This window comes from Niastella sp. (assembly GCF_045805085.1).
In the GTDB taxonomy this organism is placed as follows: Bacteria; Bacteroidota; Bacteroidia; order Chitinophagales; family Chitinophagaceae; genus Niastella.
Genome location: NZ_JBJMLX010000393.1, coordinates 1 through 20,002 on the forward strand (window position 1 = coordinate 1; position 20,002 = coordinate 20,002).

Genomic DNA, 20,002 nt, shown 5'->3' on the forward strand with positions numbered 1-20,002 from the left:
AAAGGCAGAAAGCCTGAAAGATCCACTTTCAACCCTTTCTGCCTTTTAGTACAGACAATAACTATTTTCCCCGCCTTTTATTGCACTTTTTTATACTTTTCCTGGACGGTCAAATTCCCATCCGTGTCAGACTTAACGGTTAGCCAGCTTTTTGCATCATCCAGCTTTATATAATATTCAAGCTGGGAAGCGCCGGTTTCCGTCAGGATGGAAACTTCAATTACGCCAAAGATATTTTTGTTAGGGTAAGCTTCTTTTACTTTAGAACGGATTACGAACGGTAGGTTCTGCTCAAAATAGTACCGCGTAAATTCAGTTGCTTTACCATCTTTCAGGTAAACAACCCGTGCACGAATACCATCTGCAACAAAATTAACCACCCAGGCTTTTGGCATTTCATACCAATGAACCTGTTCAGCTTTTGGAAAACTGGAAGAGAAGCTTTTGATCAGACCTTCGTCTGGATCACGCGCAAATAAACTAAAACTGAGAAGCAGGGATGAAAGAATGAAAATGAACTTTTTCATGGCTTAACTTTTTAAAACTTAATAAATCGGTTGTAAAGGTAATTGGTCTTCGGACTATTCCGGTATCCGGTTTTTAGATTTCTGGTAGTCCGGTTCGATGGGGCAACAGTAAATTATATTTGTGTTATCCCACTAGATAAACATGAAGACAAAGTTGATACAATCGATCAACTGTAAATTGTATAAATCGGCACAATAACGGAGAACTGTAATTATTTTTTTGAGTGGATGGTTTTTGTTAACAGGTCAACCGCCTGTTCGGCTTCTTCTTCATTCATCCAGCCAAAGCCCATGCGGGTTGCATTTATTGAAAGAGAGGACGTATTATGTATTAAACCATTCGAGAGAATGAGTCCCTGGGTCTTTAATTTTTCGGAAAGCGGAGGCAGCGGTACCGATTTATGGAACTTTGCCCAGATGGCGAGTCCGCCATCGGGTATTTTAAAATCAATAATATCTGATAAAGAGTTCTTCAATAAACCGCAGATAAAATCCCGCCGTTTGTGATAGGCCAGCAGCGCTTTTTTCATATGCCGTTTTATATGGCCTTCTTCAAACATTTCAATTAATGCTAATTCCATAATGGGATCACCCTGGCAATCAACCAACTGCCGTACACGGGTCAGTTCCGTGATAAGGTTTTGCGGCGCTACAATATAGCCGGTACGAATAGCCGGGGCTACGGTCTTGCTAAGCGTTCCAATATAAACGACCATACCTTTGTTATCTGCACTAACTAATGGTAGTAATGGACTGCTTAAATAATGGAAGTCATAATCGTAATCATCTTCAATTATGATAAAGCCATATTTCTCGGCCAGTGATAATAGTTTGATCCGGCGGGAAGCCGACAGGGTTACTGTAGTTGGATAGTGGTGATGCGAAGTAATAAACAGCGCTTTGATCTTTTTACGGTTGCAGAGTTTTTCAATAGCATCTACATCGATACCGCAATCATCCACCTTTATGCGCGCGAGTTGCATCCCGGCCATCAGGAAAACATGATCGGCATAGTAATAGTTAGTGTCGCCTACAATAATCGTATCGCCTTTTGAGAATAAAACGAGCGACAGCAGGTACAGGGCCATCTGGCTGCCCCTTGTTACCAGGATGTTTTCAAAAGTTGTTTGCAAACCCCTGCTGGCATTCAGGTAATCTGATAATACCGTTCTGAATTTTTGTACGCCTGCTGTTTCTACATACGACATGAACTTTAAATAGGTATGTCGCGATAAAACACTTTTATAGGCCCTGCCGAGTTCATCCGAAGGAATTAAACGCATGTCGGGGCCATCGTGAAAGCCTATAATGTGCCGCATGGGAGGCACCGGGGTGCGAACGGCGTTGTTTACTTTAACAGTATACCCGGTAGTTGGGGGAAAAGAATTTTGTTTTTGATTATTGGTTAAGCGCCGCGCATTTGTTTCAGGCAGCTCTTTACTGGTAAACGTTCCTTTTGACGGATGCATTTCTATCCAGCCCTGTGCATCGAGTTCTTCATAAGCCCGCACGATCGTTTTACGATGCACTTCCAGGATCTCGGCCATTTGTCTGGTACCGGGCAATTTTATGCCGGGGCCAACACGCCCTTTTCTCATTTCCCGGATAACGGAATTGGCTATTTGCAAGTAAACGGGTGTATCACAATCTTTTTGGAATTGTATGATCGTTTTCCATGGAAGCATATGCGGACTACCTGGTTGGTTTAATTTGACTGCTAAGATAGTCCATTTTGGAGCGCCGCTTTTATATTTTTACTTCCACTCTTTTTTGGGTGGCGGCTGCCTTATAGATAGCTTCAATGATCGCCAGATCGCGCCTGCCCAGTTCACCGGGTACAATGGATGGCCGGTTGGTTATTATGCAATTGGCAAAATCATCCATTTGCAGGGCCTGCTGATTGGGCGGTGTAAAGCTTAACGGGCCGAGGCTGGTTTCCACTACCAGGCCGCGATAGGTAAATGCATGCTCTTTGAATTCGATCCAGCCTTTAGGCGCTTCTGCCCTGAATTTGTCGGCGCTGTGCTGATAACTGGTTCGTGCCGTACAGATGGCATTGCCGGGAAATTCCATGGTCCAGCTGATCCCTTCTTCCACATCGGTAAATAGTTCAGGTTTTGTTTTGATAAATTCTTTGGCGGTTACTGCAATGGGCGCCATACCATTGGCTGCCATACAGGCGCCATGTATCAGGTAAATACCCACGTCCATCAGCGGGCCACCTCCTGCCAGTTTTTTATCGGCACGCCATACTTTATTTTGCATAATGAACCCCCGGTCGCCGCTCATGTTCATAAAAGGGCCAAAATCTTTTTCCTTGGCCAAACGCATGAGTTCTTTGTGGTAAGGATCAAAATGCAGGCGGTAACCTACAGACAATTTAACTTTTGCCGCTTTGCAGGCGGCAATGATCTGGTCACACTCTGCCACGGTATTGGCCATTGGTTTTTCACAAATAACATGTTTGCCGGCTTTGGCGGCAGCTATGGCATGTTCCGCATGCAGGCCGTTGGGCGTAACCACGTACACAATGTCGATGTCTTTATTATCTGCCATCTGAGCCATGGTATCGTAGCTATAGATATTCTTTACCGGGAATCCATAATCCTTAGCCCACTGTTCTCCTTTTTCTTTTGAACCGGTTACCACACCGGTCAGTTTGCACCATTTTGTTTGCTTCAGGGCCGGTCCCAGTTCACGGGTGCTGTACTTGCCCAATCCAACCAGCGCAACCCCCAACACGCGGTCGGGGCGGTTATTACTGGCATACAAACCCAGCGGACCAGTCATCAATATGGAAGCAGTGCCTATTGATAATTGTTCCAAAAAGGAACGGCGGCTAACGGACAATTTTTTCATATTTCAATTTACGCAATAGCCTTATAGCTTATTCAACGCCAATAGCTGTTTATAAACGGATATTGGCTGGCATGATTTTTAAACGATTATTGTTATAAATTTTTATTATGCGAGACTGGCTGAGAGGATTGATCGCCGGATATGCCGCCTGGAAATGGGGTGGTGGATGCCTGGGTACCATCGTGGTCTTTCTGTTAATTTACTGGTTGCTGCAAGGTTGCTGAGAAAACAGCCCACAGCCATGAGCGGAAAGTGTAAGCTTCGCCGCACCCGCCTCGCTTAGCCGGGAATAACTGTCGTTCGTTCTTAACAACTTGCCGTTCATAGGCTTTTTATAATAATCCCCCTGTTTTCCCGACTTTTATGGTACTATGAAACGAGTGCTAATGCATAGTGCCTTCTGGCTGATATACCTATTGCAGGATACCGTGCTGGAAATTGTTTGGGTAGCCCCCGCTTTAACAAACATTCCGGAAAATGTGCAGTTCTGGATGGCGTTTAAAGCCGCTCTTGCCGCCTGGGTGCCCAAACTGGTATTTACTTATTTTATTCTTTATGTTGCCATTCCCGAGATTGTAAAGGGAACTAGGAAACTGTTCTGGACCGTTTTGCAGGTAACCGGCGCTATAATAGTGACCATCATACTGTACCGGCTGGTTTTTGTGTATTGCATTAACCCGGTGATTTATTCGGGTATGTTGAAGGACAGGCCCCTGTTTCACCTGCTCAGTGTGTTGCTGGCGGTTATGGATATAGGTTTTGTGTCGGGGGTTGCCATCACCTTAAAGTTATTGCGCATTCAACTGACTGCCCGCGAACGGGAGAAAAACCTTATCAGGGAAAAACTGGAGGCGGAATTGAAATTCCTGCGCCATCAAACCAATCCGCATTTCTTGTTCAATACCTTGAATAATATTTACGCGCTGGCCCGCAAACGATCCGAACATACGGCGGAAGTGGTAATGCGGCTATCGAAGCTGTTGCGTTTTATGCTGTATGAATCAAAAAGCGATCTTATTACGGTGACCGATGAACTTAAAATACTGGATGATTACATAGAGCTGGAAAAAATGCGGTACGACCGGCTGACCATTCACTTTCAGCGCGATATTGATGATAGCTCGCAACAGATAGCGCCCTTGCTGTTATTGCCGTTTGTTGAAAATGCGTTCAAACATGGAGCCAGTGAAAGCAGGTTCGATTCATTTATCCGCATCCAGGTACAATTGCAACAGGGACGGCTTACCTTTAAGATAGAGAACACCAAGGAGAATCATACTTCGGAGGAAATACGGGATAACATCGGGTTGCGCAATGTGAGAAGGCAACTGGAATTAATGTACCGGGAATATGATCTGCAATTACAAAATGACCCACAGATTTTTTCGGTAAAGTTGTATATAAATTTAACCAGCTATGCACAGGTATAATTGTATCATTGTTGAGGATGAACCCCTGGCGGCGGAAGTAATAAAAGATTACATTGAGCAGGTGCCTTTTCTGCAATTAAAAGGCGTTTGCACCGATGCGTTGTATGCCATGGACTTGTTGCAAAAAGAAAACATTGACATGGTATTCCTGGATATTCACCTGCCTAAATTAAAAGGACTGGATTTTATAAAAGCGCTCAAAAAGCCTCCACAGATCATTATCACTTCTGCCTACCAGGAATACGCGCTGCAGGGCTATGAGTTGAATGTGGTGGATTATCTGTTAAAACCCATCGAGTTCAACCGGTTTTTGATGGCCGTTAATAAATTGAAAGAACGGGGTAGTAAGGATACATTGGCCGTTTCACCGGCAGCCGCTACCGAAAGAGCAGCTTTGTTTTTTAACGTGAGCAAAAAGCGGGTGAAGGTTTATATAGATGAGATCCTTTTTATTGAAAGTTTGAAAGAATACATTCGCATTACTACAAAAGATAAATCCATTCTCACCAAATTTCAGTTAGGGCAAATTGAAGAAATGCTGGCAAAGAACGGTTTTTTGCGGGTGCATCGTTCTTTCCTGGTTGCCAAAAACAAGATCGATGCCTTTTCTGCTACTGATGTGGAGGTTAACGGCGAGCAAATTCCTATAGGGAGAAGCTATAAGGAGGTTGTGATGTCGATCCTGGAAAATTGATTGCTGACAGAATACGAGGAATTTGTTACAGGTTGCAGGGAATACAAAATCCTGACCGTGCAATTTGAAACCTGTAACCTGAAACCTGGAACTGCTTTCCGTAGGTCGCAACCTGCATTTGGTTGAAAAAGCAACAGGCCAATGCCGTAACTACATAACTTCAACCTCATGACAACCTTTCAACCCGTTTCACAACCACGATCGCATACCACTAAACCATTGTTGACAACAATAGCCTGGGTAGGGTTACTGGCGGGAAGCCTTGATATTTTGTCTGCCTTTGTGCAGGCCTGGCTTGTACGGGGAACCAGCCCGGTGATCGTATTAAAATATGTTGCAAGCGGCGCGGTTGGTAAGGCTGCTTTTGCAGGCGGCTGGCTGATGGCGTTATTGGGGTTGTTGTTTCATTTTATTATCGCCTACAGTTTTACCGCTTTATTTTTTATGATCTACCCATCAATAAAATTCTTCCACAAAAGCATAGCGCTTACTGCAATCATATATGGGATTTTTATTTATATAGCCATGGATCTGGTGGTGCTGCGTTTCACCAAAGTGCCGCCTGGTGCTTTTCATTTAGACAAAGCACTGATTGCAACCGCCATCCTGATCGTAGCGATCGGGTTGCCGGTTGCCTATTTCGCCCGGAAATTTTACCGGGATTAATATAATCGGGTGAAGGGTATTAATTTTCAGGCGTTCTAAAAATGCAGAGCACCGGAATGCGAGCATGGTTAATGATCCGTTGGGAGAAAGGCCCGATAAAGAATTGTTTGGTGGCTACATCAACCGTGGAGGAAACAACAATCAGGTCTGCTTTGGATTTATCGGCTTTGTCCAGCACTTCTTCCCCAATATTTTTTCCATGATTATAGCTTACTTCATACTGAAACTGGTTCCAGAACTTTTTCAATTCGTTGCCTAGTTCAGTTACCTGTTTCAGGTCCTGTTCTTTTCTGTCGATAGAAATACCGAACAATTCGAAGTTGCTGTCGGGGTGTATTTTTAAAACCAGGTTGCTGATGAACTGGTACTTTTTTAAAGCGCCCAGGGCTGGCCGTAAGGGAAAAAGCACGGTGTTGAAGTCGTGCCAGCGTTTACCTTCGGGTACTATAAGTACCGGGCAGCTGGCATTTTTAATAGTAAAATAAGAGTTAGACCCAATAAAAAAATCCCGGTGACCCGATGCGCCATAGGCGCCCATCACGATGAGATCGGGTTTTATATCAAATGCCAGTCTTACAATAGTAGGCCCAATAAAACCTTCTTTAAGTAAAACAGTAGTGGGAATACCATGTCGTTGCTTTATGTTATCAGCAATGGCATGGCCAATCTGGCTGGCATTTTTAATGGCATATGTATCCTCGGGAAGATAGCCTGCATCATCGATATGTAATAAAATTAAAGACGCATTATTTCTTTTAGCAATAACAATGGCTGTTTCCAGTGCATTGAACGATGCCTCGCTATAGTCTGTAGGAATAAGAATATTTGTCATTATTGAGGCAGGGTTGTGATCAATATTTTTTTCGCGGGATGGCGGCCGTTTTTGTGGTATCGATCAGGCGGGTCAGTTCAATTACTACTCCTCTCAATGAATCGTTTTGCAAGATCAGTTCCCTGTTCTCCCCCTTGTAATCAATGGTTTGTTTGAAAAGGAAACTGCTTACAACAACTAGTATTATAATAAACGCGAGCAGGAATCTATATACTGATCGTTTTATTTTCATTGCGCCAACTCTTTCCCAGGCAATTTATTGCCTGATAGTTATGGTGCAATTAATTACATGTTAGAAGTTTATTAGAATTTGGCGGTGGGTAGAGTGATCTCAAATTCTGTGCCTTGTCCGGGGGTGGACGAAACCGTGATATTGCCCTTGTGCAGCTTTATAATGCGATTGGCTAGTGACAGGCCCAGCCCAAACCCGCTTTGATGGGCAGTGGTATTAACCCGGTAAAATGGCTGGAAGATGTATTTCAGTTCCGGTTCAGGAATGCCCATTCCTTTATCGCTTATAGAAATAGTAATAGTTTCTCCTTCAGCCTTCAGCTTTATGATGGCTTTGTGATCTTCAGAGTATTTGCAGGCGTTGGAGACAATATTCCTGATGGCTGTAGATAAAAGCTCGGCATTGCCAAAGACAATTAATTTCTGTTCTTCGGCTGGCATATCATTGAACGACAATATAACCAGGGAGTCAGGATTACTTTTCTTCATTTCCGCTGGCAAGCCCATTAATATTTCATCCATACGTACAGGCGTGATGTTCAATCCGCCCGGATCGCCCGAAGCCTGGGCAAATTCCAGCAGGGTTTGCGTGAGTTTGCTCAAATGACGTACGTCCTGGTAAACCGATTCCATTACTACCCGGTATTGCTGCGCTTCCCGGTTCTTTTGCAGGGATACTTCCAGCTGGCTGCTGATAGCTGTTAATGGAGTAGAAAGCTCGTGCGAGGCATTGGAAACAAAACGGCGCTGGGTCTCAAAACTATCCTGTAACCGGTTCAACAACTGGTTAAGGGTTTCCGCCAGGTAATGCCATTCATCTTTTACCGAAGTTTTGGTGCTGATGCGGCGTGCAAAGTTCTGGGCAGAAATTTCATTGATGTCATCGGCTATCTGCCTGATGGGCCGCAATAAGCGCCCGGAAAAGAAATACCCGCCAACAAACGCAATGATAATACCGGCAATAAAGCTGAACCGCAGGATGTTCGATAAGGTCCTGATCTTGGCCTTGCCATCCTCATCATAAGCCGCCGTGATCACTACAATGCGTGTGGTGGCATTGGCATAATGATAGGCTACTGCTTCCTTATTGCCGAGTTTGAAAAATATGGTGCCTTTTACGCGGGCATCATCGAGGATGGCGGAGTCTACTGCCAGGGAATCGGCCGGGGCATCGCTGTAGCTGTATATTTTATCGTTGCGGTAGTCGTACGCCTGAAAGGTTTTGTCTTTAAGGTTAAGGGAGGTGGAAGAATCAATTTTACGAATGAGGTTTTGATCAAACACCTGTGATTGTCCCAATAACCGGGCAAGGGTGATGGCGCGGTTGGTCAATCGCGTTCTGATATTATTGGTGCGTTCGGTATATGAAAAATAAAAAACAGTTGCGCATACTGTGGCCAGGATCACAAATACTATAAGACAGAACAATAGTGTTATGCGCAGTTTAACAGGCATCAGCGTTCATTTTCCTTTAAAATATACCCCATGCCAACATGTGTTTGTATCAGTTTCCGTTCGTAAGGCTTATCAATTTTATTGCGAAGATAACTTATGTATACGTCAATGATATTGGTATTGGTGTCAAAATCAATATCCCATACATTTACTGCAATAGACGCCCTCGATACTACTTTGTTCTTGTTCCGCAGCAGGTACTCCAGCAATTGAAACTCTTTGGCGGTAAGGTTAATGATGTCGTTGCCGCGGCGCACTTCCTTACTGTCGAGGTTCATACTGAGGTCGGCTGCCTTTAAAATATTACCTACCGGCACATTCTGGTTCATGGTGCGTTTCAACAGTACGCGTATTTTCACCAGCAGTTCCCTGAATTCAAAAGGCTTCACTATATAATCATCGGTGCCGGCATCGTAGCCTTCCATTTTATCGTTCAGGGTGCTTAAAGAAGTAAGCATAATAATAGGGATATGCGTATTACGTGCCCTGATGATCCTGGCCAGCTCATACCCATTTATTCCCGGCAGATTGATGTCGAGGATCACCAGGTTAAAATCATGCATAAAAAATAACCGTTCCCCAATTTTTCCGTCATAGGCCACCTCCACATGGTAACCATTTTCACTAAGCCCCACGTTCAGGGTGTCGGCAATCTTTTGTTCGTCTTCAACGACCAGTATTTTCGTTTCTTCCATAACCTGTTATAGCTGTGTGCAATTACACGCAACGTGCAATCTAAGTTACAAATTCAAAAAGTATCAATTATTACAGCGGAAAATTGGCGAAAACACCGGGTTCTAATCCACTTCTAATTTGGCATTAAGGGGAGCCTAATTCATCTGAAATAAGTTTGACAATAAGTTCAAAAAGGTTTTAAAAAAATGCTGATGAAAAAAGGATTTATTCTGCTACTGTGCGTTATAACCTCATTGGTTGCTGTATCACAAAACATTCAGGATGCAAAAAGGCTCATTTACTATGAACGGTATAAAAGTGCTGAAGATCTGCTGCAACAGGTTGTAAAAGCCGATCCCGCGAATGCAGAAGGGTGGTACCTGTTGTCAAAAGCCTGGTTAAGTTCAGACAATGCTGCGACTTTACAAAATATGCTTTCCCAGGCGCCCGCATCCGTTAAGGAAGAGCCTTATTTCCAGGTTGCTTATGGCAGTTACCTGCTGAATAAAGGGAATAAGGACAGCGCTAAATATTACTTTGACCAGGCATTAGATAAAACCCGGGAAAAGAATGCTGATATTTTATCTGCCATCGCCAATGCTCATATAGTTGCCAAAACCGGCGACGCCAATTATGCCGTGGGGCTTCTCAATAAAGCTGTAAACCGTGAAAAGAAAGATCCGGCCCTTTTTACCATGCTGGGCGATGCGCAACGCAAACAGGGCAATGGTTCAGATGCCTACAAGTCGTATACTGCAGCATTGGATAAAGATGATAAGCACGCTGCGGCCCTTTACCGCATGGGAAAGATATTTGTTTCCCAGAAGAACCCTGAAATGTATTTGAAGTATTTTAACCAGGCGCTGGAAGCAGACAGCAATTATGCGCCTGCTGTGTACGAATTGTACTATCACTATTATTTCACTGAGCCACAAAAGGCCATGGCATATTTTAAACAGTATGTTGCCAAAAGCGATCCCAATAAAACCAATGACGTGCTGTACACCGATCTGTTGTACCTGAATAAACAATACCAGGACGCCATTACCAATGCGCAACAACTGCTTGGACATAATAACAATGCCGATTCAATGCCGCGCCTGTATAAGTTGATGGCCTATAGTTACCTGGGGTTGAAAGACTCCGCCAATGCCATGACCAGCATGAACCGGTATTTCTCGAAAGAAGTGGATAGCAACATGGTGGCAAAGGATTATGAAGTAATGGCCGACCTGTATGCCAGTGTAGCCGGCAAAGAAGATTCAGCCATTGCCTACTATCTGAAAACGGTGGAGATGGCGAAAGACCAGGCTGAGAAATTCCATTTTTATAAGAAGCTGTCTGATCTGTATAAAGACCAGAAAGATTATGTAAACCAGGGTAAATGGTTGGGCATGTATTATACCGACAACCCCAAAGCAACCAATATCGATCTGTTCAACTGGGGCATTGCCAATTTCAAGGCAGAAGCATATGACCAGGCCGATACGGTGTTTGGGACCTACATTCAAAAATATCCCGACCAGGCTTTTGGTTATTACTGGCGTGCCCGCGTGAATTCATTGAGTGATTCAACCATGCAAAAGGGATCTGCTATTCCCTGGTATAACAAATTGATCTCTATGATTGAAACAGACGCCACCAATAAAACCAACAAGAAATGGTTGGTGGAAGCCTATGGTTACCTGGCTGCTTATCAAACCAACCAGGTAAAAGATTATAGATCGGCAACAGAAAATTTGAAAAAGATACTGGCCATAGATCCGGGAAATAAGGATGCACAACAATACATCACTGTTCTCGGGAAAAAGATCTCAGCTGATAATAATAACAGCACTACAGGAACCAACAAATAGGACGGGAATGATTTTGTTACTCCTGTTGTAAACGCTCTTTTTCTACAGGTCATAGGTGAGTGGCTCTTTATTGGGTGGCTCACCATTTTTATTGTAAACAGGTGGTTGGAGCTTTCAGCGCATTTGTCGCATTTATACAAAATTTGATTTAGATTATTTTTTCCAACGCAATGTTGGATGGAATGCTTGCTCAATCGTCATTTACTTGAAGAATTGCAACGTGTTGCTAAGATCCTTAACAAAAACACTTAAAACTTTTCAGGACTACATAACAATAATTTTTTATTTCAATAATTATTCTAAATTTGAATCCACAAATACATTAACCCCACTTTTCTGTTTCTGTTTAAACCTGCTTTCCTTCAACCAATCATTTCAACCAGCCGTACTTACGTTCAGATTCCCCCCCGATCAATACAACATTTAAAAGTTATTAATTAGCCCCGCCCTAATTCGTATATCCTGTACGTTTATTTGCTGCAAATGAATTTGCGGCCTTACCTTATCTGCCCTTACATTATCAAGTTTAACCAATTTGTGAATGATGGTACACACATTTACAGGTGTGAACCAGGTAATATTATTTTATATAAGGTATATACCTATGAGAACGCCATATATAATAGTAGTAGCAATGTGCATCCTGGTTAAGGTCAGCTTTATAATCTGTTTATCCCTGATCCGTAGTCATTCCAATTATATGGCTGCGTGAATAAACCACAGCTGAACTTATTATATGAAAAACCAGACCCCGTCGGTTCCGTCGGGGTTTTATTTTTAAAGTTGGTAGTGTGGAATGTAATTGAGGCAGGAGCGTTTACAGAACGTGTAAGTGGAAGTTCTTATCGATGGCGAGTGTTGCAAATTTTGCGGGAATTTGCGTTTTGACGGGCTAAATGGGCTCAAAATCCTTACTGGATTCTGAAATATTTGGCTAATTGTGCAAATAATTTGCAATTATTTTTTGCAGATTTGGAGGATAGGGCTAAATTAGTGGAAGTAATTCTAAGTAGGTCTTTCACCATCACTAACACTTAAAAAGGGGATTGCACATGATAACTGAACGCAGAAATGCATTGAAAAAACTGTTTGCTTCCGTTGCCGGAACAATAGGATTGGGACTATTCGCTAAGGCTGAAACTACTTCCGGCAAAACCAATGAAAAAGAAGTGTTTAATGTAGTAACTGATGACCAGGATGTGCCGCTTTTCTCCGGCGCCACTAAATTCAATGGAATGATTTTCATCGCAGGTAAAGGCGCCCATTTTGCCGGCGATATTAAATCACACACTGATCATGTATTGAAAGAACTGGAAAAAGAATTACAGGCAGCCGGTTCCTCCATGGAAAAAGTGTTGAAAGTGAATGTATATCTCGACGATATCAAGGATTACAAGGACATGAACGAAGTATATAAAGGCCGCTTTGGAAAAAATCCCCCGGTTCGTACTACCGTGGCCGTTGCCAAAGGCGGTGTGCCTGGTGATTCTTTAGTTGAAATGGATTGCATTGCCTATGTATAACCCGTAGTAATTTAGGTTAAGGTTCGATTATTTTACCGCAGTGTCGCAGTTCTTATTCTCTTATCGCTTCGTCACTGCGGTTCTCAATGCGCTCATCTTTGCTGGCCCGTTTTACCATTGCCCTTTCAGAACAGATGTACTGACCCAATCAAACAGATTCCATAACAATCGCTCCGTCCGATCCGATTCACGGGCGGGCAGTAACCACAAATTAACTGTATGCAACGGAGAGAATTGCTCAAATTATTTGCACTGGTCCCTTATGCCGGCAGCGCCTCCCTTATTCCCTGGGCCAGTGCCTCCGCCGCACCCCCAAAGGCTGAAAAACATGATCTTTTTAAAGAACTGGGTGTTCGCACCTTTATCAATGCAGCTGGTACCTTCACGGCCATGACTGGTTCATTAATGCACGATTATGTATTGGAAGCTATACAAAGCGCTGCCTCCGAATTTTGCATGCTTGATGAAGTGCAGGATAAAGTAGGAGAGAAGATCGCCGCATTGGTACATTCCGAAGCAGCCGTGGTTACTTCGGGCGCCTTCTCGGGCATGACCCTCGGCCTGGCTGGTATTTTAACCGGGATGGACCAACATAAAGTAGAACAATTGCCGCACCTGGATGGTACAGGCATGAAGTCGGAAGTGATTATTCAAAAAGCGCACGAAATTGTATACAACCACGCCTTAAAGAATACGGGCTGTAAATTAATTTATGTAGAAACCGCAGCAGAAGTTGAGCAGGCCATTAACGAGCGGACAGCCTTGTTACACTTTTTAAATATAGAAGCTGATAAGGGAAATATAAAACATGAAGAATGGGTGGCCCTGGGCAAAAAACACAATATCCCTACCTCTATTGATATTGCCGCTGATGTACCACCGGTATCAAACCTGTGGAAGTTCAATGATATGGGGTTCAGTTTCGTGGTGATCTCAGGTGGCAAAGCGATACGCGGTCCGCAAAGCGCCGGGTTGTTGATGGGGAAGAAGGAGATCATTGCAGCCGCCCGCCTGCACATGCCGCCCCGGGGTTTTAATATTGGCCGGGGCTTTAAAGTAAATAAAGAAGAAGTGCTGGGCATGTATGTAGCCATTGATAAATACATTAAAGAAGATCATGATAAAGAATGGAAAGCGTGGGAAGCTGCCACTGCGGTAATTGACAATGCTGCCAAAACTGTAAGCGGCGTAACTACCAGTATCACCGTACCGGCACTGGGAAATATAACGCCCACTTTACAGATAGCATGGGATGCAGGCAAAGTAAAGTTGTCGGGGAAAGACCTGCAGGAAAAATTACGCAGTGGCGCTCCTTCTATCGAGATCGGTGGAATAAAAGACAATAGCATCACCGTGACCGTTTGGATGTTGAAGCCCGGCCAGGAAAAAATTGTGGCCGGCAGGATCAAAGAAGAATTGATGAAGGCAGTTGGTTAAAGATATCTCAGGAAAGGCGATGATTGACAACCCGGCTCACCCCTGTTGTCGTACCTTCACAGGGGCGCTGGGCTATTATTAACTGATAGCCGCCTTCAGTAGTGGTGTGCTTACCAAACCCAAACCAATGGTGAAACCGAGTATTTTATGGTTGATCTTAACAATTGCATGGCATATATCTACTGCGCAGAACTATGCTATAGTTATAAAAGGCGGGCATGTAATTGATGCGAAGAATAATATTAATGAGGTGATGGATATTGCCGTGAACGATGGCAAAATTGTGAAGGTGGCAAAAAGCATTGATGAGTCGAAGGCCACGCAGGTTGTTAATGCTAAAGGATTGTATGTAACACCAGGACTCATAGATGCGCATGTGCATGTTTTTTATGGAACCGATCCGGATCGCGCATATAGCAATGGCCCCCTGGCCGTAATACCCGATGCCTTTACTTTCAAAAATGGCGTTACTACGGTGGTAGATGCCGGCAGTTCCGGCTGGCGCAATTTTCCCCTCTTTAAAAAACAGGTGATCGATCTGTCACAAACCCGGGTGCTTGCCTTTTTAAATATAGTTGGCGAAGGCATGCGGGGTGGCGTATACGAACAGGATACCAAAGACATGGACGGCAAACTCACCGGCATGACGGCCCGGCGTTTTCACGATTATATAATAGGGATTAAAGTAGCGCATTATGTAGGCAGTGAATGGACGCCGGTTGATGAAGCCGTTAAAGCGGGCACTATGGCCAATACACCGGTGATGATCGATTTTGGCGGCAGCGATCCGCCCTTGTCTATTGAAGAGTTGTTTATGAAACACCTGCGGCCAGGCGATATTTTTACGCATTGCTTTGGCCAGTTGCGCGACCGTGAGCCCATTGTTGATGTAAACACCCAAAAAGTAAAACCCTTTGTACTGGAAGCAAGAAAGAAAGGGATTGCATTTGATGTAGGGTATGGCTCCATCAGTTTTGCATTTTCACAGGCAATACCTGCTATTAAAAATGGGTTCAACCCCAACTCCATCAGCACCGATATTCATAGCAATAGCATGAATGCAGCTATGAAAGACCTGTTGAACGTGATGTCGAAACTTATGAGCGTAGGCATGAACCTGCAAAGTGTGATCCAAGCCGCTACCTGGAACCCGGCGCAGGAAATAAAACATGAAGAGCTGGGGCATTTATCCGAAGGCGCCATTGCCGACATTGCCATCCTGGGTATTCGCACGGGTAAGTTCGGCTTTTTCGATTATACAGGCTATAAAGTAGACGGCACGCAAAAGCTGGAATGTGAAATGACCATCAAGGGCGGAAAAATTGTATACGACCTCGATGGGATTGCAACGCCTATAACAATCATTAAACCAGGTACCGGCGGACATTAAAATAGTATCATGAAAGGGATTTTTATTATAACGATTGTTTGGTTGGTAGGTCTGTTTACAATGAAAGTGCAGGCGCAAACCATTCCGCGCGATGAACTGATATTTTTAACCGCCGAATGGAAAGGGGAGCGATTCGCCGATGGCCGTCCGAAGCTGCCGGATGACCTTATTCGCCGTGCCCGCAGTATTGCTATTGAAGATGCCTGGACGATCCTGAACAATGAAGGCTATACCTGTCAATATGAAGGAAACTGGAAAACGGTGAACACCGATACGCCGGTGGTTGGCCGGGCTTTAACAGCCTGCTTTATGCCCAGCCGTCCGGATGTAGAAAAGAATATAAAAGAACGGGGGAAGAAGGATGGCCGCGTGGGTAATACCAATTCCTGGCCTATCGATATGCTTACGAAAGGCGATGTATATGTAGCTGATGGCTTTGGGAAAATTTCAGGCGGCACGCTGATCGGGAGTAATTTGGGCAATGCCATTTACAGCAAATCGGGCAATGGTGTCGTTTTTGACGCGGCCGCCCGCGACCTGGAAGGACTGTCAGAAATAAAAGGCTTCAACGCGTATGTTCGTGACTGGGACCCTTCGTACCTGAAAGAGGAAGTATTGATGGGATTGAACACGCCTGTTCGCATTGGGCACGCCATGGTAATGCCCGGCGACCTGGTGATTGCCAAAAAGGGCGGTGTGCTGTTCATTCCGGCCCACCTGGCCGAAACGGTGATCGTAACTGCGGAGTTTATCATCCTGAAAGACAAATTTGGCATCAGCATGTTAAAGGCCGGCAAATACACCCCGGGGCAAATTGATAATCAGTGGACCGATAAAATAAAACAGGATTTCCTGGACTGGTTACAAAAGAATCCCAACGAGATCCCCATGACCCGCGCCCAGCTGGATGAATACATGAAAAAGAGAACATGGTAATTTAATGAGCCAATGTTTATGCCTTGTGCCCTGAAGCTTGTTTCCTGTGCCTTGCACATGCAACCAATGACTTTCAAAAAACATCTTTCACCATTGAAAATTACCTTTTGACCACCCACATTTCAGTACGAACCATGACAAAGATTGCCTTGCCAATCGCTGCTATATGTTTAATAGCCTTTATTGTTTTCAGTGTAATTGATAGCACCGCATTTGCAGGCCCCTGGCTGATCGCATTTTTTCTAAGTTTATCCATTGGTTTCAGGGCATACGCCGCATTGAAAGGATTCTCTTTCACCCTGCTGATCTTTGCAGCAGTCACCACAGCACTATATTATCCGCAATACTTTTCAACCTGGCACGGGGTAAAGCTCGCCTCGTTTTTTACGCCTTTATTACAGATCATCATGTTTGGGATGGGCACCGAAATGGGAATTAAAGATTTTGCCGGCGTAATAAAAATGCCCAAAGCCGTGTTGATTGGGTTGTTCGGGCACTTCACCTTTATGCCGCTGGCCGGTTATACGCTGGCCCGCCTGTTTAATTTTCCGCCTGAAATTGCAGCCGGCGTGGTATTGATCGGCAGTATGCCCTGTGGCATGGCCTCCAATGTTATGTCGTACCTGGCCAATGCCAATTTAGCGCTGTCGGTTACCCTAACGGCCATTGCTACCCTGTTATCTCCTTTTTTAACACCCTTGTTGATGAAAGTGCTGGGCGGACAATTCATTAAAGTAGATGCCCTGGCTATGATGTGGGAGATCATCAAGATCGTGGTAATACCCATTGGGGCCGGTTTACTATTCAACCGTTTTTTTAAAGGAAAGGTCAGCTGGCTCGATAAGATCATGCCGCTGATCTCAATGTTCGGCATTGCCTTTATTATTGTGATCATAGTGGCGGCTGGCAGGGATAACCTGATCGTGATCGGGCCTGCATTAATTGTCTGCGCCCTTATTCATAATACTACCGGTTATTTGTTTGGTTTCTGGATAGGAAAATTATTTCGCCTGCCTGAACGCGATGCGCGCACGATCGCTATTGAAGTGGGTATGCAAAACGGTGGACTGGCATCCGGCCTTGCGAAGGCAATGGGAAAGGCAGCTACCTTAGGATTGGCGCCCGCCATCTTTGGTCCGTTAATGAATATTACCGGTTCTATCTTAGCATCTTACTGGCACAGGAATCCTCCACCAGTTGAAAAGGAGAATGCGATGATCAGCCGTCAGGGTAACGAGGTAACGGGTTTGAAAGTGGATGAGTTGACAAGTTAACAAGTTGACCAGTTGACGAGGAAGAAAGAGCTGTAGAGTTTCAAGTAAGAAGTTGACAGGCTTGCGCGAGGATGTGTTTCTCCCTCCTGACTTGTCGGGAGGGTGTGGGGCCAAAGACTTTGAACCTAAAACTAATAAACTAACCAACTTTTTGAGAAGCATACTTCTCCCTATTCTTCAAAATAGTCTCCATATGCTGCTCCGCCCACAGCGCCAACTGTTCAATATGCGGTAACAAACTTCTGCCCAGATCAGTCAGTTCATATTCTACGCGCGGCGGGATCTCGGGATATAAAGTACGCGTGATGAGCCCATCGGCTTCCAGCGATCGTAAGGTTACCGTTAACATTTTCTGCGAAATATCGCCTATCTGCTGGTTCAACTCATTAAACCGCTGCTTTCCAACATGCCCCAGGGTGGAAATAATCAGGATACTCCACTTGTCACCGAAGCGGTCCAGGACTTGGCGGATCGAACAATTCAAATGTTCTGGTTTTTTTTCACTACAATTTTTCATGTGTAAACATTGATAATCAGTATCACTTCCCTCCATGTAAGTTACTTTCATACAGGTAACTACTTTGTTGGTATTAACTTACTTCTTAGCTTTGACTCTCCAAAAGAGAGTAACTCTTTAAGGATGCAAGTTAAAATAAAAAACTAAGTATCACAAGTTCTGACAAAATTGACCCAACCAAATTTTTTTTAAGTAGCTAATAGCAAGCTACTTATGTCAATGTGTAGAACGCAGGGTACTGAAAAGGAAATAAATTATGAAAGTAGAGATCTGGTCAGATGTGATGTGTCCGTTCTGCTATATCGGCAAACGGCGATTTGAAAATGCGTTGCAGGAGCTGCCTTTTAAAGACGAAATAGAGATTGAATGGAAAAGTTTTCAGCTCAACCCCGATCTGCAATACCAGCCCGGCCGGAACATCCACCAATACCTGGCTGAGCACAAGGGCTTTTCGATTGAAAAGGCCAAAGAGATGAATAATTATGTAACCGACATGGCGGCCCAGGAAGGGTTGACGTACGATTTTGAAAAAGCCGTAGTGGCCAATTCATTCGATGCGCACCGCTTTGCGCACCTGGCTAAAAAACAGGGCAAAGGCGATGCGGCCGAAGAAAGCCTGTTCAAAGCCTATTTTAGTGAAGGCAAAAATATTTCAGACTACGACACGCTGGTACAATTAGGAATAGATATCGGTTTGGATGGCGCTGCGGTGAAACAGGCGCTGGAGAACGAGGACTATACGAAGGAAGTATACAAGGACATTGCGGAAGCCGACGCAATTGGCGTTCGTGGCGTGCCGTTTTTTGTAATTGACCGCAAATATGCCGTATCGGGCGCACAGGCTAAAGACGTGTTCGCACAAGCGCTTGAGCGTTCTTATTCGGAATGGAAAAAAGAAAATACAAAATTCACCACCATCGAAGGACAAGTTTGTTCTCCAGATGGCGATAGCAAATAAGGATATACTTATATTTGCGCCTCCCTAAACGCTTATTATAAGCGATTGCCCCTCACATTTAGCCATATGTAATTTTTCCAAATGAAAAATTTGGAAAGGTTATCGGAAAAATATTATCAATACATTAAATATTCAAACAATAGAAACATGAAAAAAGCAACCATCATCGCAGCATTATTGATTTCATCTGCAGCAACAACGTTTGCACAAACCTGGAATGTTGACAAAGCGCATTCAAGAATTGGTTTTAACGTAACTCACCTGTCAGTAGCTGATCTGGGTGGAACCTTCAACAGCATCGATGCCAAGATCACTTCAGCAAAACCTGATTTTTCCGATGCAGCGGTTGAATTTTCAGCCGATATCAACAGCATCAATACCGATAACGAGCAACGCGACAAACACTTGCAAACCGCTGATTTTTTCGACGCTGAAAAATTCCCCAAGCTGACTTTCAAAAGCACTTCATGGAAAAAAGTGGCCGACAAAAAATACAAAGTAGCCGGTGATCTTACCCTGCATGGTGTTACAAAACCAGTTGTACTGGATGTAGTATTTAACGGAACATCTACCAACCCAATGAGCAAGAAAACCATTGCTGGTTTCAACATCACCGGTAAAGTTAAACGTTCTGAATTTGGTGTAGCTCCTTCAATGCCTGCTGCTATGCTGAGCGATGAAGTAACTTTACTGGCAAGCACTGAATTTGCAAAAGACTAATTAGTTGTAATAAGATTTAGAA

19 protein-coding genes are annotated in these 20,002 nt (G+C 44.1%); 11 read left to right on the plus strand and 8 right to left on the minus strand.

Annotated elements, in window-relative coordinates; all coding sequences use genetic code 11:
- Positions 1 to 77 precede the first annotated feature (77 nt).
- The 3 genes from ACJ751_RS20455 to ACJ751_RS20465 all read right to left on the minus strand — a co-directional run bounded on the left by ACJ751_RS20455 (position 78) and on the right by ACJ751_RS20465 (position 3,386).
- A complete protein-coding gene (locus ACJ751_RS20455; protein ID WP_407747380.1) occupies positions 78 to 527 on the minus strand; it encodes a hypothetical protein in 450 nt (149 codons plus the stop codon).
- Between the two features lie 212 nt (positions 528 to 739).
- The gene (locus tag ACJ751_RS20460; RefSeq protein WP_407747381.1) at positions 740 to 2,212 is read right to left on the minus strand and encodes a PLP-dependent aminotransferase family protein; all 1,473 of its coding nucleotides are present in this window, start codon (positions 2,210 to 2,212) and stop codon (positions 740 to 742) included.
- 61 nt (positions 2,213 to 2,273) lie between these two features.
- Positions 2,274 to 3,386 carry a Gfo/Idh/MocA family protein gene (locus ACJ751_RS20465; RefSeq protein WP_407747382.1) on the minus strand — a complete coding sequence of 371 codons (1,113 nt, stop codon included), beginning with the start codon at positions 3,384 to 3,386 and terminating at the stop codon, positions 2,274 to 2,276.
- 371 nt (positions 3,387 to 3,757) lie between these two features.
- Here ACJ751_RS20465 and ACJ751_RS20470 point away from each other — a divergent pair, with 371 nt between their 5' ends.
- The 3 genes from ACJ751_RS20470 (at position 3,758) to ACJ751_RS20480 (ending at position 6,176) form a co-directional block, all read left to right on the plus strand.
- A complete protein-coding gene (locus ACJ751_RS20470) occupies positions 3,758 to 4,816 on the plus strand; it encodes a sensor histidine kinase (RefSeq protein ID WP_407747383.1) in 1,059 nt (352 codons plus the stop codon).
- Positions 4,803 to 5,510, plus strand: coding sequence for a LytR/AlgR family response regulator transcription factor (locus tag ACJ751_RS20475; protein WP_407747384.1), 708 nt, complete (start codon positions 4,803 to 4,805; stop codon positions 5,508 to 5,510). Before ACJ751_RS20470 ends, ACJ751_RS20475 begins: the two co-directional genes overlap by 14 nt.
- 168 nt (positions 5,511 to 5,678) lie before the next feature.
- A complete protein-coding gene (locus ACJ751_RS20480) occupies positions 5,679 to 6,176 on the plus strand; it encodes a hypothetical protein (RefSeq protein WP_407747385.1) in 498 nt (165 codons plus the stop codon).
- A gap of 19 nt (positions 6,177 to 6,195) precedes the next feature.
- Here ACJ751_RS20480 and ACJ751_RS20485 read toward each other — a convergent pair whose 3' ends face one another.
- The 4 genes from ACJ751_RS20485 to ACJ751_RS20500 form a co-directional block, all read right to left on the minus strand.
- On the minus strand, positions 6,196 to 7,008 hold the full coding sequence (locus tag ACJ751_RS20485; RefSeq protein ID WP_407747386.1) for a universal stress protein: 813 nt from the start codon (positions 7,006 to 7,008) through the stop codon (positions 6,196 to 6,198).
- A gap of 19 nt (positions 7,009 to 7,027) precedes the next feature.
- Positions 7,028 to 7,240, minus strand: coding sequence for a hypothetical protein (locus ACJ751_RS20490; RefSeq protein WP_407747387.1), 213 nt, complete (start codon positions 7,238 to 7,240; stop codon positions 7,028 to 7,030).
- Positions 7,241 to 7,311: 71 nt separating this feature from the next.
- A complete protein-coding gene (locus ACJ751_RS20495) occupies positions 7,312 to 8,694 on the minus strand; it encodes an ATP-binding protein (protein ID WP_407747388.1) in 1,383 nt (460 codons plus the stop codon).
- Positions 8,694 to 9,389 (minus strand): response regulator transcription factor, encoded by a 696-nt coding sequence (locus tag ACJ751_RS20500; protein WP_407747389.1) that lies wholly within the window; start codon positions 9,387 to 9,389, stop codon positions 8,694 to 8,696. The genes ACJ751_RS20495 and ACJ751_RS20500 overlap by 1 nt, the downstream gene beginning before the upstream one ends.
- Positions 9,390 to 9,581: 192 nt before the next feature.
- Here ACJ751_RS20500 and ACJ751_RS20505 point away from each other — a divergent pair, with 192 nt between their 5' ends.
- The 6 genes from ACJ751_RS20505 (at position 9,582) to ACJ751_RS20530 (ending at position 17,785) form a co-directional block, all read left to right on the plus strand.
- Positions 9,582 to 11,225 (plus strand): tetratricopeptide repeat protein, encoded by a 1,644-nt coding sequence (locus ACJ751_RS20505; protein WP_407747390.1) that lies wholly within the window; start codon positions 9,582 to 9,584, stop codon positions 11,223 to 11,225.
- A gap of 1,052 nt (positions 11,226 to 12,277) precedes the next feature.
- The gene (locus tag ACJ751_RS20510) at positions 12,278 to 12,748 is read left to right on the plus strand and encodes a RidA family protein (RefSeq protein ID WP_407747391.1); all 471 of its coding nucleotides are present in this window, start codon (positions 12,278 to 12,280) and stop codon (positions 12,746 to 12,748) included.
- A 219-nt stretch (positions 12,749 to 12,967) separates the two neighbouring features.
- On the plus strand, positions 12,968 to 14,185 hold the full coding sequence (locus tag ACJ751_RS20515) for an aminotransferase class V-fold PLP-dependent enzyme (protein WP_407747392.1): 1,218 nt from the start codon (positions 12,968 to 12,970) through the stop codon (positions 14,183 to 14,185).
- Positions 14,186 to 14,312: 127 nt separating this feature from the next.
- Positions 14,313 to 15,575 carry an amidohydrolase/deacetylase family metallohydrolase gene (locus tag ACJ751_RS20520; protein ID WP_407747393.1) on the plus strand — a complete coding sequence of 421 codons (1,263 nt, stop codon included), beginning with the start codon at positions 14,313 to 14,315 and terminating at the stop codon, positions 15,573 to 15,575.
- Between the two features lie 9 nt (positions 15,576 to 15,584).
- Positions 15,585 to 16,511, plus strand: a complete 927-nt coding sequence (locus tag ACJ751_RS20525; RefSeq protein ID WP_407747394.1) for an RraA family protein — start codon at positions 15,585 to 15,587, stop codon at positions 16,509 to 16,511.
- A 134-nt stretch (positions 16,512 to 16,645) separates the two neighbouring features.
- Entirely contained in the window at positions 16,646 to 17,785 is a 1,140-nt protein-coding gene (locus tag ACJ751_RS20530; protein ID WP_407747395.1) for a bile acid:sodium symporter family protein, read from the plus strand.
- Between the two features lie 139 nt (positions 17,786 to 17,924).
- Here the strand turns inward: ACJ751_RS20530 and ACJ751_RS20535 are convergent, their stop codons facing one another.
- Entirely contained in the window at positions 17,925 to 18,269 is a 345-nt protein-coding gene (locus tag ACJ751_RS20535) for a winged helix-turn-helix transcriptional regulator (protein WP_407747396.1), read from the minus strand.
- 289 nt (positions 18,270 to 18,558) lie between these two features.
- Here ACJ751_RS20535 and ACJ751_RS20540 point away from each other — a divergent pair, with 289 nt between their 5' ends.
- Together ACJ751_RS20540 and ACJ751_RS20545 are read left to right on the plus strand one after the other, a co-directional pair.
- Positions 18,559 to 19,260 (plus strand): DsbA family protein, encoded by a 702-nt coding sequence (locus ACJ751_RS20540; protein ID WP_407747397.1) that lies wholly within the window; start codon positions 18,559 to 18,561, stop codon positions 19,258 to 19,260.
- A gap of 147 nt (positions 19,261 to 19,407) precedes the next feature.
- Positions 19,408 to 19,980 carry a YceI family protein gene (locus ACJ751_RS20545; RefSeq protein ID WP_407747398.1) on the plus strand — a complete coding sequence of 191 codons (573 nt, stop codon included), beginning with the start codon at positions 19,408 to 19,410 and terminating at the stop codon, positions 19,978 to 19,980.
- Positions 19,981 to 20,002 lie beyond the last annotated feature (22 nt).

What these genes read in the sequence shown, in the direction of transcription:
- ACJ751_RS20455 (WP_407747380.1), bottom strand. Translation starts at nt 527, where the DNA reads ATGAAAAAGTTCATTTTCATTCTTTCATCCCTGCTTCTCAGTTTTAGT.
- ACJ751_RS20460 (WP_407747381.1), bottom strand. Translation starts at nt 2,212, where the DNA reads ATGCTTCCATGGAAAACGATCATACAATTCCAAAAAGATTGTGATACA.
- ACJ751_RS20465 (WP_407747382.1), bottom strand. Translation starts at nt 3,386, where the DNA reads ATGAAAAAATTGTCCGTTAGCCGCCGTTCCTTTTTGGAACAATTATCA.
- ACJ751_RS20470 (WP_407747383.1), top strand. Translation starts at nt 3,758, where the DNA reads ATGAAACGAGTGCTAATGCATAGTGCCTTCTGGCTGATATACCTATTG.
- ACJ751_RS20475 (WP_407747384.1), top strand. Translation starts at nt 4,803, where the DNA reads ATGCACAGGTATAATTGTATCATTGTTGAGGATGAACCCCTGGCGGCG.
- ACJ751_RS20480 (WP_407747385.1), top strand. Translation starts at nt 5,679, where the DNA reads ATGACAACCTTTCAACCCGTTTCACAACCACGATCGCATACCACTAAA.
- ACJ751_RS20485 (WP_407747386.1), bottom strand. Translation starts at nt 7,008, where the DNA reads ATGACAAATATTCTTATTCCTACAGACTATAGCGAGGCATCGTTCAAT.
- ACJ751_RS20490 (WP_407747387.1), bottom strand. Translation starts at nt 7,240, where the DNA reads ATGAAAATAAAACGATCAGTATATAGATTCCTGCTCGCGTTTATTATA.
- ACJ751_RS20495 (WP_407747388.1), bottom strand. Translation starts at nt 8,694, where the DNA reads ATGCCTGTTAAACTGCGCATAACACTATTGTTCTGTCTTATAGTATTT.
- ACJ751_RS20500 (WP_407747389.1), bottom strand. Translation starts at nt 9,389, where the DNA reads ATGGAAGAAACGAAAATACTGGTCGTTGAAGACGAACAAAAGATTGCC.
- ACJ751_RS20505 (WP_407747390.1), top strand. Translation starts at nt 9,582, where the DNA reads ATGAAAAAAGGATTTATTCTGCTACTGTGCGTTATAACCTCATTGGTT.
- ACJ751_RS20510 (WP_407747391.1), top strand. Translation starts at nt 12,278, where the DNA reads ATGATAACTGAACGCAGAAATGCATTGAAAAAACTGTTTGCTTCCGTT.
- ACJ751_RS20515 (WP_407747392.1), top strand. Translation starts at nt 12,968, where the DNA reads ATGCAACGGAGAGAATTGCTCAAATTATTTGCACTGGTCCCTTATGCC.
- ACJ751_RS20520 (WP_407747393.1), top strand. Translation starts at nt 14,313, where the DNA reads ATGGTGAAACCGAGTATTTTATGGTTGATCTTAACAATTGCATGGCAT.
- ACJ751_RS20525 (WP_407747394.1), top strand. Translation starts at nt 15,585, where the DNA reads ATGAAAGGGATTTTTATTATAACGATTGTTTGGTTGGTAGGTCTGTTT.
- ACJ751_RS20530 (WP_407747395.1), top strand. Translation starts at nt 16,646, where the DNA reads ATGACAAAGATTGCCTTGCCAATCGCTGCTATATGTTTAATAGCCTTT.
- ACJ751_RS20540 (WP_407747397.1), top strand. Translation starts at nt 18,559, where the DNA reads ATGAAAGTAGAGATCTGGTCAGATGTGATGTGTCCGTTCTGCTATATC.
- ACJ751_RS20545 (WP_407747398.1), top strand. Translation starts at nt 19,408, where the DNA reads ATGAAAAAAGCAACCATCATCGCAGCATTATTGATTTCATCTGCAGCA.